Source organism: Streptomyces sp. NPDC001339 (genome assembly GCF_042895955.1).
GTDB lineage: Bacteria > Actinomycetota > Actinomycetes > Streptomycetales > Streptomycetaceae > Streptomyces.
In genome coordinates, this window is the sequence record NZ_JBIAWT010000007.1 from 417,041 (window position 1) to 430,659 (window position 13,619).

The following is a 13,619-nucleotide window of genomic DNA, read 5'->3' on the forward strand; positions in this document are numbered from 1 at the left end:
CGGGTGACCGCATGATGACCGCGTTACTCAGCGGTTTCGTTTCCTTGACGACCGGGCATAAGGCCCTGGCGTCGCGGGCAATGTCGCTCGCCGAACGCCGCCCTGCGGGTAGGCCCGGATTCCGCCCGCGTCATACCGTCACCTGACCCACCGCAACTGCGGTGTCCGCATGTTGGAAGCCCCTTTTCGCTTTTCGGGAAGGGAGCCATCCTGTAACCTGCACGAAATTTCGCGGAGGGCCAACGTCGTCCCTCGGCAGTGTCTATGCCACGACGACGTTGGGAGAGCCGATGCGCCACGCGTCCACGCACTCCGCGACCACCAGCAGCGCTGACGCCGCCTGGTCGCCCATGGACGGCCGCCCCGCCCGGCAGGGGATGTACGACCCGCGCGACGAGCGCGACGCCTGTGGCGTCGGCTTCGTGGCCACCCTTACCGGCGAGGCCAGCCACGCGCTGGTCGAGCAGGCGCTCACCGTCCTGACGAACCTGGAGCACCGCGGTGCCACCGGCTCGGAACCCGACTCGGGGGACGGCGCCGGCATCCTGCTCCAGGTGCCGGACGCGTTCCTGCGCGACGAGGTCGCCTTCGAGCTCCCCGAAGCCGGCGCGTACGCCGTCGGCATCGCCTTCCTCCCCTCCGACGCCCACGAAGCGGCCGAGGCCGTCTCACGCATCGAGACGATCGCCGTGGAGGAGGGCCTCGACGTCATCGGCTGGCGGGTCGTCCCGGTCGCCCCGCAGCTGCTCGGCAACGGCGCCCGCGCCACCATGCCGGCCTTCTCCCAGCTGTTCGTCGCCGACCACGGCGACGGCGGCACCCGGCGCACCGGCCTGGCCCTGGACCGCAAGGCGTTCGCCCTGCGCAAGCGCGCCGAGCGCGAAGCGGGCGTCTACTTCCCGTCGCTCTCCGCCCGGACGATCGTGTACAAGGGCATGCTGACCACCGGCCAGCTGGAGCCCTTCTTCCCGGACCTGTCCGACCGCCGCTTCGCCACCGCCATCGCGCTGGTCCACTCGCGGTTCTCCACCAACACCTTCCCGAGCTGGCCGCTGGCCCACCCGTACCGCTTCGTCGCGCACAACGGCGAGATCAACACGGTCAAGGGCAACCGCAACTGGATGCGCGCCCGCGAGTCCCAGCTCGCCTCCCAGCTCTTCGGTGAGGCGGACCTCGACCGGCTCTTCCCCGTCTGCACCCCGGACGCCTCCGACTCCGCCTCCTTCGACGAGGTCCTGGAGCTGCTCCACCTCGGCGGCCGCCCGCTGCCGCACGCGGTGCTGATGATGGTCCCCGAGGCCTGGGAGAACTCCCCCTCCATGGACCCGGCCCGGCGCGCCTTCTACCAGTACCACTCCACGATGATGGAGCCCTGGGACGGCCCGGCCTGCGTCACCTTCACCGACGGCACCCAGGTCGGCGCCGTCCTCGACCGCAACGGACTGCGCCCCGGCCGCTACTGGGTCACCGACGACGGCCTGGTCGTGCTCTCCTCCGAGGTCGGCGTCCTGGACATCGACCCGGCGAACGTGGTCCGCAAGGGCCGCCTCCAGCCCGGCCGGATGTTCCTCGTCGACACCGCCGAGCACCGCATCATCGAGGACGACGAGATCAAGGCGCGGCTCGCCGCCGAACACCCCTACCAGGAGTGGCTGGACTCCGGCCTGATCGAGCTGGCCGACCTGCCCGAGCGCGAGCACATCGTGCACACCCACGCCTCGGTCACCCGCCGCCAGCAGACCTTCGGCTACACCGAGGAAGAACTCCGCGTCATCCTCGCCCCGATGGCCAAGGCCGGCGCCGAGCCGATCGGCTCCATGGGCACCGACTCGCCGATCGCCGCGCTCTCCGAGCGCCCCCGGCTGCTCTTCGACTACTTCACCCAGCTCTTCGCGCAGGTCACCAACCCGCCGCTGGACGCCATCCGCGAGGAGCTGGTCACCTCGCTGATCTCCTCGCTCGGCCCCCAGGGCAACCTCCTGGAGCCCACCGCGGCCTCCTGCCGCAGCGTCACCCTGCCCTTCCCCGTCATCGACAACGACGAGCTGGCCAAGCTCATCCACATCAACGCCGACGGCGACATGCCCGGTATGAAGGCCGTGACCCTCTCCGGCCTCTACCGGGTCTCCGGCGGCGGCGAGTCGCTGGCCGCCCGGATCCGGGAGATCTGCGCCGAGGCCGACACCGCCATCGCCGACGGCGCCCGGCTGATCGTCCTCTCCGACCGGCACTCCGACGCCGAGCACGCCCCGATCCCGTCGCTGCTGCTCACCGCCGCCGTCCACCACCACCTGATCGCCACCAGGACCCGTACCCAGGTCGGCCTGCTCGTCGAGGCCGGCGACGTCCGCGAGGTCCACCACATCGCACTGCTCATCGGCTACGGCGCGGCCGCGGTCAACCCGTACCTGGCCATGGAGTCCGTCGAGGACCTGGTCCGGGCCGGCACGTTCCTGCCGGACATCGAGGCCGAGACCGCCATCCGGAACCTGATCAAGGCGCTCGGCAAGGGCGTGCTGAAGGTCATGTCCAAGATGGGCATCTCCACCGTCGCCTCCTACCGGGGCGCCCAGGTCTTCGAAGCCGTCGGCCTGGACGAGGACTTCGTCGCCACGTACTTCCAGGGCACCGCCACCAAGATCGGCGGCGCCGACCTGGGCGTCATCGCCCAGGAGGTCGCGGCGCGGCACGCCAAGGCCTACCCGGCCTCCGGCATCGCCCCGGCGCACCGCGCCCTGGAGATCGGCGGCGAGTACCAGTGGCGCCGCGAGGGCGAACCGCACCTCTTCGACCCGGAGACCGTCTTCCGGCTCCAGCACTCCACCCGCGCCCGCCGCTACGACATCTTCAAGAAGTACACCGAGCGGGTGAACGAGCAGTCGGAGCGGCTGATGACGCTCCGCGGCCTCTTCGCCTTCAAGGCCGGCCACGAGGGGCGTCCCCCGATCCCCCTCGACGAGGTCGAGCCGGCCTCCGAGATCGTCAAGCGCTTCTCCACCGGCGCCATGTCGTACGGCTCCATCTCCCAGGAGGCGCACGAAACCCTCGCCATCGCCATGAACCAGCTGGGCGGCAAGTCCAACACCGGTGAGGGCGGCGAGGACCCGGAGCGCCTCTACGACCCGGCGCGCCGCTCCGCCATCAAGCAGGTCGCCTCCGGCCGCTTCGGCGTCACCTCCGAGTACCTCGTCAACGCCGACGACATCCAGATCAAGATGGCCCAGGGCGCCAAGCCCGGAGAGGGCGGCCAGCTGCCCGGCCACAAGGTCTACCCCTGGGTCGCCAGGACCCGGCACTCCACGCCCGGCGTCGGCCTGATCTCCCCGCCGCCGCACCACGACATCTACTCCATCGAGGACCTGGCTCAGCTGATCCACGACCTCAAGAACGCCAACCCGGCCGCCCGCATCCACGTGAAGCTGGTCTCCGAGGTCGGCGTCGGCACGGTCGCCGCGGGTGTGTCGAAGGCGCACGCGGACGTCGTCCTCATCTCCGGCCACGACGGCGGTACGGGCGCCTCCCCGCTCACCTCCCTCAAGCACGCCGGCGGCCCCTGGGAGCTCGGCCTCGCCGAGACCCAGCAGACGCTGCTGCTCAACGGCCTGCGCGACCGCATCGTCGTGCAGACCGACGGCCAGCTCAAGACCGGCCGCGACGTCGTCATCGCCGCGCTGCTCGGCGCCGAGGAGTTCGGCTTCGCCACCGCCCCGCTGGTCGTCTCCGGCTGCGTCATGATGCGCGTCTGCCACCTGGACACCTGCCCGGTCGGCATCGCCACCCAGAACCCGGAGCTCCGCGACCGGTTCTCCGGCAAGGCCGAATACGTCGTCAACTTCTTCGAGTTCATCGCCGAAGAGGTCCGCGAGCTCCTCGCCGAGCTGGGCTTCCGTACCCTCGAAGAGGCCGTCGGCCACGCCGAACTGCTCGACACCACCCGGGCCGTCGGCCACTGGAAGGCACAGGGCCTGGACCTGGCCCCGCTGCTGCACGTCCCCGCCCTCCCCGACGGCGCCGTCCGCCACCAGGCCACCGTCCAGGATCACGCCCTGGAGAAGGCCCTCGACAACGACCTGATCGAGCTGGCCGCCGACGCACTGGCCGCGGACACCGCCGAGACCGCCCAGCCCGTACGGGCCCAGGTCGCGATCCGCAACATCAACCGGACCGTCGGCACCATGCTCGGCCACCAGGTCACCAAGAAGTTCGGCGGCGCCGGCCTGCCCGACGACACCATCGACATCACCTTCACCGGCTCGGCCGGCCAGTCCTTCGGCGCGTTCCTGCCGCGCGGTGTCACGCTGCGGCTGGAGGGTGACGCCAACGACTACGTCGGCAAGGGCCTCTCGGGCGGCCGGATCATCGTCCGCCCGGACCGCGGCGCCGACCACCTCGCCGAGTACTCCACCATCGCGGGCAACACCCTCGCCTACGGCGCCACCGGCGGCGAACTGTTCCTGCGCGGCCGGGTCGGCGAGCGGTTCTGCGTCCGCAACTCCGGTGCCACGGTGGTCTCCGAGGGCGTCGGCGACCACGGCTGCGAGTACATGACCGGCGGCCGCGCCGTCGTCCTGGGCGAGACCGGCCGCAACTTCGCGGCGGGCATGTCCGGCGGTATCGCCTACGTCATCGACCTGGCCCCGGACAACGTCAACCGCGAACTGGCCGGTGCCGTCACCGTGCTGGACGACACCGACAAGCAGTGGCTGCACGACGTGGTGCGCCGCCACCAGGAGGAGACCGGCTCGACCGTCGCCGCCGGGCTCCTCGCCGACTGGGACGCCGCCACCGCCCGCTTCAGCAAGGTCGTCCCGGCCACCTACCAGGCAGTGCTCGCCGCGAAGGACGCCGCCGAGCGCGCCGGACTCTCCGAGTCCGAGACCCACGAGAAGATGATGGAGGCGGCAACCCATGGCTGACCCCAAGGGCTTCCTGACCCACGGCCGCGAGGTCGCCGAGACCCGCCCGGTCGAGGAGCGCGTCAAGGACTGGAACGAGGTCTACCGGCCCGGCTCCCTGCTGCCGATCATCAGCACCCAGGCGTCGCGCTGCATGGACTGCGGCATCCCCTTCTGTCACAACGGCTGCCCGCTCGGAAACCTCATCCCCGAGTGGAACGACTACGCCTACCGCGACGACTGGACCGGCGCCAGCGAGCGGCTGCACGCCACCAACAACTTCCCCGAGTTCACCGGGCGTCTCTGCCCCGCCCCCTGCGAGTCCGCCTGCGTCCTCGGCATCAACCAGCCGCCCGTCACCATCAAGAACGTCGAAGTCTCCATCATCGACAAGGCGTGGGACAGCGGCGACGTCACCCCGCAGCCGCCCGAGCGCCTCTCCGGCAAGACCGTCGCCGTCATCGGCTCCGGCCCGGCCGGCCTGGCCGCCGCCCAGCAGCTGACCCGCGCCGGCCACACCGTCGCCGTCTACGAGCGCGCGGACCGCATCGGGGGGCTCCTCCGCTACGGCATCCCCGAGTTCAAGATGGAGAAGCGCCACATCAACCGCCGTATCGAGCAGATGCGCGCGGAGGGCACCAAGTTCCGTACGGAGGTGGAGATCGGCCGTGACCTCGACGCGGCCAGGCTGCGCAAGCGCTACGACGCCGTCGTCATCGCGGCCGGCGCCACCACATCGCGTGATCTGCCGGTGCCGGGCCGCGAGCTGAACGGTATCCACTTCGCCATGGAGTACCTGCCGCTCGCCAACAAGGTGCAGGAGGGCGATCTGACGGTCGCCCCGATCACCGCCGAGGGCAAGCACGTCGTCGTCATCGGCGGCGGCGACACCGGCGCGGACTGCGTCGGCACCGCGCACCGCCAGGGCGCCGCCTCCGTCACGCAGTTGGAGATCATGCCCCGGCCGGGCGAGGAGCGTGATCCGCACACCCAGCCCTGGCCGACCTTCCCGATGCTCTACAAGGTCACCTCCGCCCACGAGGAGGGCGGCGAACGCGTCTACTCCGTCTCCACCACCCGCTTCGAGGGCGACGAGGACGGCAACGTCCAGTGGCTGCACCTGGCCGAGGTGGAGTTCAAGGACGGCAAACTGGAGCAGAAGCCGGGGACGGAGCGCCGTATCCCCGCCCAGCTGGTCACCCTCGCCATGGGCTTCACCGGCACCGACCAGAAGAACGGGCTGGTCGAGCAGTTCGGCCTGGAACTCGACGAGCGCGGCAACGTCGCCCGCGACGCCGACTTCGCCACCAACGTCCCCGGCGTGTTCGTCGCCGGCGACGCCGGCCGCGGCCAGTCGCTGATCGTGTGGGCCATCGCCGAGGGCCGCTCCGCCGCCCGCGGCGTGGACCGCTACCTGACCGGAGCCAGCGACCTGCCGGCCCCGATCCGGCCTACGGACCGGGCACTTACCGTGTGACCGGCCGTGCGACGGTCACGCGACGGCTGTGCTACCGGTCGCGTGATGGTCGCATGACGGGCTGTGCTACCGGTCGCGTGACCGCCGGCGGACCGTGAAACCGGATGCCCTGCGGGCAGTCTGATCACGTGCGGCCCGTCTGGTCCCGTCCAGTCCGTCTAGTCCGTCTAGCCGGTCCCTGAATGTCCCGTACAACGTCGTACGGAGGCACGGGACCCGGGGCCGACCCCGGATCCCGACCGCGGCGCCTGTCCCCTCCCCCCGACCGGAGGGCAGGCGCCGCGGGTTCCTCGCCCCGGCGGGAGAGCAGGCACCGGGGGCCCTCGCCTCGACCGGAGGGCAGTCGCTGGGACCCTGACCCCCGTCACGCGCTGCGGGTCGTCGTCCCGCCGGGGGTCGTCGCCCCGTCACGGGAATACCGCATACCCCCGGGAATACCGCCCATCCCCGTCCCGTTGTGGCCTGCAAGGGGCCCCCGCTACCCCTAGGGGATCTGTTCGACCGCCCCTTAAGGGATCGCCCCCCCGAGCTGCCCGCCCCCCGAACTGCCCCCTCAGGAACCGCTGCGCTCCGGGTAGCGGCGGGACAACTGCTCGGCCAGGTCGCGGGCGGGCGCAGGTACGGGATGTGGCGGGGGAGCGGGAGACGGTCGGAAGTCGTGTACGGGCGGATGCCACGCCCCGCGGTCGATCCGGCGGTTGCTCAGCGGCAGTAGCCACCGCGGGTCGGCGTGCACCCGTAGCACCTGTGCCTCGATCTGGGTCCACGCCCCGTCGACGACCGTGCGCTCACCGACCCGGCGGGCCTCCAACTGCACCGGACAGTGCGCCAGTCGGGGCGGCCGGACCAGCTCCGACGGCTCCGTCCACGGTGTGTCCGTCCACGGCGCGTCCGCCGAAGGGGCCAGGCTGCCCAGCCCTTCCTGGGGGTCCGTGGAGCCCGTCGCGTCCGGTGGCAGGTTGAACACCACGTCCGGGCGTACCGCGAGATTTCTGGCGGTACGCCCACGGGTCGGCAGCCAGAGGCTCACGACCGGCCCGAGCTCCCACCGGATCCGCAGCTCGACCAGAACGAATGTTCCGTCGTCGTTCTCCGTGGACAGCAGCGCCGGGGTGACCGAACTGCTCTTCTCCAGAGCGGTTTTCATGTGGTTGAGGATAGAAGTTGGATGATTCGGCGCTCACCGAAATGTTATCAGAGGTTACTCTGTGTACATGAACCGATGGGACGCCGATCAGGAAAGCCTCGCGGAGACGCCCGACCTCGCCGCCCTCGCGGCGCTGCTCGCGGACCGCACCCGCGCCGCCATCTGCATGGCCCTGCTCGACGGCGGCACCTGGACCGCCGGCGAACTCGCCGAATACGCCGCGGTGGCGCCCTCCACGACCACCGAGCACCTCAACCTCCTGGTCTCCGGCGGCCTGCTCGCCGAGGAGCGCCAGGGCCGCCGGCGCTATGTGCGGCTGGCCGGCCCGGACACCGCGGAGACGCTGGAGAACCTCGCGGGCCTGGCCCCGTACCGCCCCGTCCCGATCCGCTCCCTGGCCGAGGCCAACCAGCGCAGGGCCCTGCACCATGCCCGTACGTGCTACGACCACATCGCCGGCGCCCTCGGTGTCGCCCTCGTCGAGGCGATGACCGACCGCGGACTGCTGGCCCCGGACTACGGCCTGGTGCTGACCGCCGACGGCGCCCGGTGGCTCGCCGCCCTCGGCATCCCCGACACCGGCCCCTCCGCCGCCCACCGGGCCCATGTCCGCACCTGCTTCGACTGGACGGTGCGCCGTCAGCACCTCTCCGGTGCGGTCGGCGCCGCCCTGTACCGCCATGCCGTGGACCGGGCGTGGGTCGTCAAGTCCCCGACCACCCGCATTCTCAGCGTCACCGAAGCCGGCCGCACGGCCTTCCGCGACCGGCTCGGCCTGCCCGAGGAGGCGCTCTCGCCGTCCCTCACGTTCCCGTCGGCCCGTGCCTGATCCCCGTACGGCACCTCGTACGGGCGTCTCGTACAAGCACCTCGTACGGCATCTCGTACGGCACCCCGTACGACACCCCATACGGCGACGATGCGGGTGGTGGCGCCGTGGTGTGCCGGCCGGCCGTTCCGGTCACTCACTCCGCGCCGACCTGGCCGATCCGGTCGTCGCCGAGTCTCCGCTGGGTGTCCTGGAGCAGGACCCTCAGCAGGCCGGCGAGCTGCTCCTGCTGCTCGGGGGTGAGGCCGTCGATCAACTCCGCCTCGCGGCAGAGCACTTGGTCGACGGTCGTCTCGATCAGTGCATGGCCGGCGGGGGTCAGCTCGACCAGGACCGTACGCGGACGGCCCTCGCCCGGCCGCCGCGTCACCAGTCCCTCGCGCTCGGCCCGGGCCACCCGCTGGGAGATCGCGCCCGCCGTGACCAGGGAGCGACGGCTGAGCTCGCGGGTGGTCAGGGTGTACGGGGCCCCGCCGCGGCGCAGCACGCTGAGCAGGTCGAGGGTGGCCGGGTCCATCCCGGCGTGGGCCAGTACCCGGCGCCGTTCGTCGCCCAGCAGCTTGGCCAGCTGCCAGATCGGTGTCACGATCCCGATCGAGGAGACCGGGGTGCCGGGGCGTTCGCGCTCCCAGGCGGCGGCGATCTCCTCGACGGCGTACGAGGAGGTGTGGGCCGCCGCCGGGTCCCCGTAGTCGCCCTCCGTCTTGGGTTCCCTTGCCACGGGCCCTCCTGGTGATGTTATGTTCAGGTCTAAATTTAGCGCTGAATCCAGTGTTGATTTAGAGCTTAACGTGATGGACGGAGTCAGCATATGTCACGCACCATCCTCGTCACCGGCGGCGGAACCGGCATCGGACGCGCCGTCGCCCACCACTTCGCGGACCTGGGCGACGAGGTCATCGTCACGGGCCGTCGCACCGGCCCCCTCAAGGAGACCGCCGCCGGCCGCCCCGGCATCCGGCCCCTGGTCTGCGACCACACCGACCCGCGAGCGCTCGGCGCACTGCTCGCCGAACTCCCCGCCCGTATAGACGTCCTGGTCAACAACGCCGGTGGCAACACCGACCTTGAGCCCGGCGCGGACTCTGAGGGAGATATCGACGGCGGTACTGATGGCGGTACCGATGGCGTTACTGGTGGCGGTATCGACGGCGGCACCGGCCTCGCCGCCTACGCCCGGGCGTTCCGCGCCAACCTCGAAGCGAACCTGATCAGCGCGGTACTGACCACCGAGGCGGTGGCGGACCGGCTCGCGGCCGGCGGCGCGGTCGTCCACATCGGGTCGATCGCCGCCGACCAGGGAGCCGGTTCCTACGGCGCGGCCAAGGCCGGACTCGCCTCCTGGAATGTCGACCTGTCACGGACGCTCGGCCCGCGCGACATCACCGCCAACGTCGTCGCGCCCGGCTATATCGCGGAAACCGACTTCTTCCGCGACCAGCTCACCGACGAGCGCCGCGAGCGCCTGGTGGCCGCCTCGGCGGTGGGCCGCGCGGGATCGCCGGCCGACATCGCGGGGACGGTCGCGTTCCTGGCGTCACCGGCCGCCCGGCACATCACCGGCCAGGTGCTGAACGTCAACGGAGGGACGCGGACCACCCGTTGACGGGTCGGCTGCCGATGTGTCGGTTGACGCGTCGGCGCACGGATACACCGGTGCATGGATGCACCCCATGCATAGATACGCCGGTGCATAGATACGCCCATGCACGGATACCCGGCGCGGACGCCCCGCCGCGCCGGGACCGGTGATCAACCATCACCCCTTGAGCAGCTGCTTTCCGGTGGCCGCGTCCACCACTGTGCGGCCGGCCAGCGGCCCTTGGAGCTTTACCGTCACCTTGTCGGTGGCCAGCATCTCGGTGCACATGCCCTTGGCGCTCTTCCGCTTGCCCCAGCCGGTCACCACCACGAGCCCCTTCGCCTCATGGCCGCGCGCGCCGAAGCGGGCATCGCAGGCGCTGTGCCCGACGGTCACGGTGATCTCCCGTGCGGAGGCGTCCTTGGGCCGGTCCGCGCCGACCAGCGGCAGCAGCGCTTCCTGCCGCCCGGAGACCGGCGACACCTTCGGCCAGCTCTGGACGATCTGGTCCGCCCGCCGCTCGAACGCGTCCTGCTTCTTCGGCGGTTCGGCGGTGTTCACGGCCTGCGGCCGGCCGCACCCGGACAGTGCGACGGCGCCGGATGCCGCGAGTATGAGCACGGCGGTGAACGTACGGGTGCGGGAGAGGTGGGGTCCTCGCATGACATGCCTCCTCGGGTCGCGGATGTGACGTGCCGGACGCACGAGTGGTTCCCGCGGATGACGTACCAGTGGTTCCCGCCCAATTCCGCCCACGGCGCAACGCCGTCCGCCCATGGCGCAACGCCGTCCGCCCACGGCGCAACGCCGATCGGCATCCGGGCCCCACCGCTTAGCGTGCGGAGCATGGATACCGATACTGGCACTGGCACTGGCACCGATACCGATACCGACACCGGCACCCTCACCCGGATCACCCCGACCGTCTGGCAACTTCCCTTCCCCGTCGGGCACGTCTACCTCGTCGCGCTCCCCGGCGACGGCTACGCGGCGGTCGACACCGGCGTCCCCGGCTCGGCTCCCGCCGTCCTCGGCGCCCTCGCCCGGCTCGGCGGACGGCCGGACCAGCTGCGGCAGATCGTGATCACCCACTCCCACATCGACCACATGGGTTCCGCCGCCGACCTGGTCGCCGCCACCGGTGCCCGGGTCCTGGCCGGCGCACTGGACGTCCCGTACATCCGCGGCGACGCCCCCGAGCCCCCGCCGGTCGTCACCGCCGGCGAACGGCCCCTGCGCGAAGAGATGCAGGCCCATTTCGCGACCGCCGGGCTACCGCCGCTGCGCCATGTCGAGGTCGATATCGAACTGCACGACGGGGACACTCTCGACGACTGGCTGGAGCCGGTACGGGTCCTGCACGTCCCCGGCCACACTCCCGGCGGGATCGCCCTGCACCTGCCGCACAGCGGGGTGCTGTTCCCCGGTGACCTCATCGGTGCCGCACCCGACGGCCGGCGGGCGGTCCTCGGCCCGTTCAACGTCGAACGCGAAACGGCCATCGCCTCCTTCCGTCGGCTGGCCGCCCTCGGCGCCGACATCGTGTGCGTACCGCACGGCGGGCCGATCCTTACCGGCGCCCGGGACGTACTGGCGGCGGCCACACCGGAGCGGGACTGGCTCTGATGCCCCGCGCCACCCGCGCCGGTGCGATCCAGTCCCAGCTCGGTTCAACTCGAACCATTCCGGTTCAACTCAGCCCAGTTCAGCCCGACTCGCGTACCTCGACCCGGAAGGTGCCCAGCCGGTGGGTCCCCGGCGGGCTTCCCGGGGCGCGGATCAGACCGGCGACCAGGGCGGCCAGCCGGTCCGGCGCGGTGAGCTCGGCGCGGACGCTGGTCAGACGGGGGCGCAGCAGCCGGGCCAGCAGCAGATCGTCCGCGCCCACCACGGCGACCTCGCCGGGGGAACGGGTGCCGACGGTGTGGCCGGCGTCCTGGAGGGCACGCATCAGCAGCATCGCGTACTCGTCGTTGTAGGCGAACACCGCGTCCAGGCTCAGCCGTGCCCAGGAGGCGGCGAGGCGGGCCGCCGACTCCTCGGTGAGGGCGAGATGGAGCGGACGCACCTCGGCGTCGGGGTGGGTGGCGGCCGCGGCCCGTACGCCCGCCAGGCGGGGCTCCGCGAAGGCCGTCAGACCGGGCTCGGCGGGCCGGACCACCGCGATCCGGCGGCGCCCCGCGGCGAGCAGATGTTCACCGGCCCGGAGACCGGCCTCCCGCTGGTCGAGGAGGAGGGTGTGCGCGCCCGGCGGGGCCGGCGGGCCGTGGGTGAGGACTGCTGCGGTGCCCGAGCGGTGCAGCAGCTCCACGGCGGCCGCGTCCAGCGGCGGGCCGTGCAGCGCCAGGACCGCAGCCGGGCGCAGCTCGGCCCAGGCGCGGGCAGCGGCCGTGGGGGAGTCGGCGGGTGCGCAGTGCAGGACGCCGGTGTAACCGAGGCCGTGCAGGGCGGTCTGGAAACCGGCCAGGAAGCGGGTGGCGAGGGGGCCGAAGGCCGAGACCGTATCGGCGGGTGCGGACAGCAGGACGATGCTGCCCCGGCCCGCCCGCAGACTCCGGGCCGCGGCGTGCGGAACGTACCCCAGCTCCTCCGCAGCGGCCCGTACTCTCGCCTCGGTGTGCGCGCCGACCCGGCCGGCGGCCCGCCCGTTCAGGACGTAGGAGACGGTGGCGCGCGATACCCCGGCGCGCCGGGCAACGGCCGCGCTGGTCGGGGGTGTTGGGAGGGCCCGGGGGCGGTCTGGGTCAGTCATGCTGCCCGGCATCCTCGCACAGGGATTTCGCCCGGCGGGTCGGGACGCGGCACGTCCCCGCACGGCGATGACACGTGTAATCTCAGGCGGCGTACGGTGCTGGAGCGGCGTAGCAGCGCGTGAAGTTGCGGCGAAGCGGTGTGCGGCGGTGTGCAGTGTGTGAAGCGGTGTGAGGGAAATTCCGGGGAGGAGACGGATGCAGCTGTACACCCGTGAATGGGGCGCCGGCCCACGTACCGCGGTGCTGGTCCACGGCATAATGTCCGACCACCGCACCTGGCGCCGGGTCGGCCCCGCGCTCGCCGAGCGCGGCTACCGCGTGCTCGCGGTCGACCTGCGCGGCCATGGCCGCAGCCCGCGCGGCCCGTACGGTGCCGAACTGCACGCCGAGGACCTCGTGGAGACCCTGCCGGCGTTCCCCGAGGTCGTCATCGGGCACTCCCTGGGCGGCCTGGTGCTCTCCCTCGCGGTGGAGCGGCTGCAGCCCCGGCGCGCCGTCTACAGCGATCCGGCATGGTCGCTCGGACAAGGCGGCCAGCCCGTCGACCCGGCCGTGTTCGTCACGTTCAAGACCGCGACCCGGGCGATGGTACGGGGCTTCAACCCCCGCTGGGACGACGTCGATGTGGACACCGAGCTGGCCACGATCGCGGACTGGGACCCCGACACCGCCCATGCCATGTCCGCCGAGCGCCTCCAGGACCGTACGCCGGAGAAGCCGGTGGTCCCCTCGCTCGTGCAGATCGCGGGGGAGGGGTTCCTCTTCTCCGCCGAGGGCGCCGCGGAACTGACCGGGCGCGGCTTCGAGGTCCGTACGGTGGCCGGTGCGGGCCACACCATCCACCGCGATGACTTCGACGGGTTCATGGCGGGGCTGGAGGGGTGGGTTTAGGGGGGGCGGAGGTGGGGGTTCGGGGGGATTTCCGGGGATACCCGT

10 protein-coding genes are annotated in these 13,619 nt (G+C 71.8%); 6 read left to right on the forward strand and 4 right to left on the reverse strand.

The genetic code is table 11. The features are described 5' to 3' along the window. The first annotated feature begins 290 nt into the window (after window positions 1-290). Together gltB and ACFY12_RS22765 are read left to right on the forward strand one after the other, a co-directional pair. Complete coding sequence (gene gltB, locus ACFY12_RS22760; RefSeq protein ID WP_390717675.1) at window positions 291-4,916, forward strand: glutamate synthase large subunit; 4,626 nt, start codon at window positions 291-293, stop codon at window positions 4,914-4,916. Continuing rightward, entirely contained in the window at window positions 4,909-6,372 is a 1,464-nt protein-coding gene (locus ACFY12_RS22765) for a glutamate synthase subunit beta (RefSeq protein WP_390717676.1), read from the forward strand. The genes gltB and ACFY12_RS22765 overlap by 8 nt, the downstream gene beginning before the upstream one ends. Before the next feature lie 553 nt (window positions 6,373-6,925). On the opposite strand, the gene ACFY12_RS22770 is transcribed toward ACFY12_RS22765, so the two are convergent. Next, window positions 6,926-7,519: a hypothetical protein gene (locus tag ACFY12_RS22770; RefSeq protein ID WP_390717677.1), complete on the reverse strand. Its 594-nt coding sequence runs from the start codon at window positions 7,517-7,519 to the stop codon at window positions 6,926-6,928. Between the two features lie 67 nt (window positions 7,520-7,586). On the opposite strand from ACFY12_RS22770, the gene ACFY12_RS22775 reads away from it, so the two are divergent. Further along, on the forward strand, window positions 7,587-8,348 hold the full coding sequence (locus ACFY12_RS22775; RefSeq protein WP_390717678.1) for an ArsR/SmtB family transcription factor: 762 nt from the start codon (window positions 7,587-7,589) through the stop codon (window positions 8,346-8,348). 136 nt (window positions 8,349-8,484) lie between these two features. Here the strand turns inward: ACFY12_RS22775 and ACFY12_RS22780 are convergent, their stop codons facing one another. Next, window positions 8,485-9,069, reverse strand: a complete 585-nt coding sequence (locus tag ACFY12_RS22780) for a MarR family winged helix-turn-helix transcriptional regulator (protein WP_390717679.1) — start codon at window positions 9,067-9,069, stop codon at window positions 8,485-8,487. 90 nt (window positions 9,070-9,159) lie between these two features. On the opposite strand from ACFY12_RS22780, the gene ACFY12_RS22785 reads away from it, so the two are divergent. Then, entirely contained in the window at window positions 9,160-9,954 is a 795-nt protein-coding gene (locus tag ACFY12_RS22785; protein WP_390717680.1) for an SDR family NAD(P)-dependent oxidoreductase, read from the forward strand. 153 nt (window positions 9,955-10,107) lie between these two features. On the opposite strand, the gene ACFY12_RS22790 is transcribed toward ACFY12_RS22785, so the two are convergent. Further along, a complete protein-coding gene (locus ACFY12_RS22790) occupies window positions 10,108-10,593 on the reverse strand; it encodes a hypothetical protein (protein WP_390717681.1) in 486 nt (161 codons plus the stop codon). 183 nt (window positions 10,594-10,776) lie between these two features. Here ACFY12_RS22790 and ACFY12_RS22795 point away from each other — a divergent pair, with 183 nt between their 5' ends. Next, on the forward strand, window positions 10,777-11,556 hold the full coding sequence (locus tag ACFY12_RS22795) for an MBL fold metallo-hydrolase (RefSeq protein WP_390717682.1): 780 nt from the start codon (window positions 10,777-10,779) through the stop codon (window positions 11,554-11,556). A gap of 79 nt (window positions 11,557-11,635) precedes the next feature. Here the strand turns inward: ACFY12_RS22795 and ACFY12_RS22800 are convergent, their stop codons facing one another. Next, window positions 11,636-12,682, reverse strand: a complete 1,047-nt coding sequence (locus tag ACFY12_RS22800; RefSeq protein WP_390717683.1) for a LacI family DNA-binding transcriptional regulator — start codon at window positions 12,680-12,682, stop codon at window positions 11,636-11,638. Window positions 12,683-12,878: 196 nt separating this feature from the next. Between ACFY12_RS22800 and ACFY12_RS22805 the strand changes: the two genes are divergently transcribed. Then, window positions 12,879-13,574 carry an alpha/beta fold hydrolase gene (locus tag ACFY12_RS22805; protein ID WP_390717684.1) on the forward strand — a complete coding sequence of 232 codons (696 nt, stop codon included), beginning with the start codon at window positions 12,879-12,881 and terminating at the stop codon, window positions 13,572-13,574. Window positions 13,575-13,619: the final 45 nt, after the last annotated feature.

Coding starts and splice junctions, on each gene's coding strand:
- gltB (WP_390717675.1), top strand. CDS start 291: ATGCGCCACGCGTCCACGCACTCCGCGACCACCAGCAGCGCTGACGCC.
- ACFY12_RS22765 (WP_390717676.1), top strand. CDS start 4,909: ATGGCTGACCCCAAGGGCTTCCTGACCCACGGCCGCGAGGTCGCCGAG.
- ACFY12_RS22770 (WP_390717677.1), bottom strand. CDS start 7,519: ATGAAAACCGCTCTGGAGAAGAGCAGTTCGGTCACCCCGGCGCTGCTG.
- ACFY12_RS22775 (WP_390717678.1), top strand. CDS start 7,587: ATGAACCGATGGGACGCCGATCAGGAAAGCCTCGCGGAGACGCCCGAC.
- ACFY12_RS22785 (WP_390717680.1), top strand. CDS start 9,160: ATGTCACGCACCATCCTCGTCACCGGCGGCGGAACCGGCATCGGACGC.
- ACFY12_RS22790 (WP_390717681.1), bottom strand. CDS start 10,593: ATGCGAGGACCCCACCTCTCCCGCACCCGTACGTTCACCGCCGTGCTC.
- ACFY12_RS22795 (WP_390717682.1), top strand. CDS start 10,777: ATGGATACCGATACTGGCACTGGCACTGGCACCGATACCGATACCGAC.
- ACFY12_RS22800 (WP_390717683.1), bottom strand. CDS start 12,682: ATGACTGACCCAGACCGCCCCCGGGCCCTCCCAACACCCCCGACCAGC.
- ACFY12_RS22805 (WP_390717684.1), top strand. CDS start 12,879: ATGCAGCTGTACACCCGTGAATGGGGCGCCGGCCCACGTACCGCGGTG.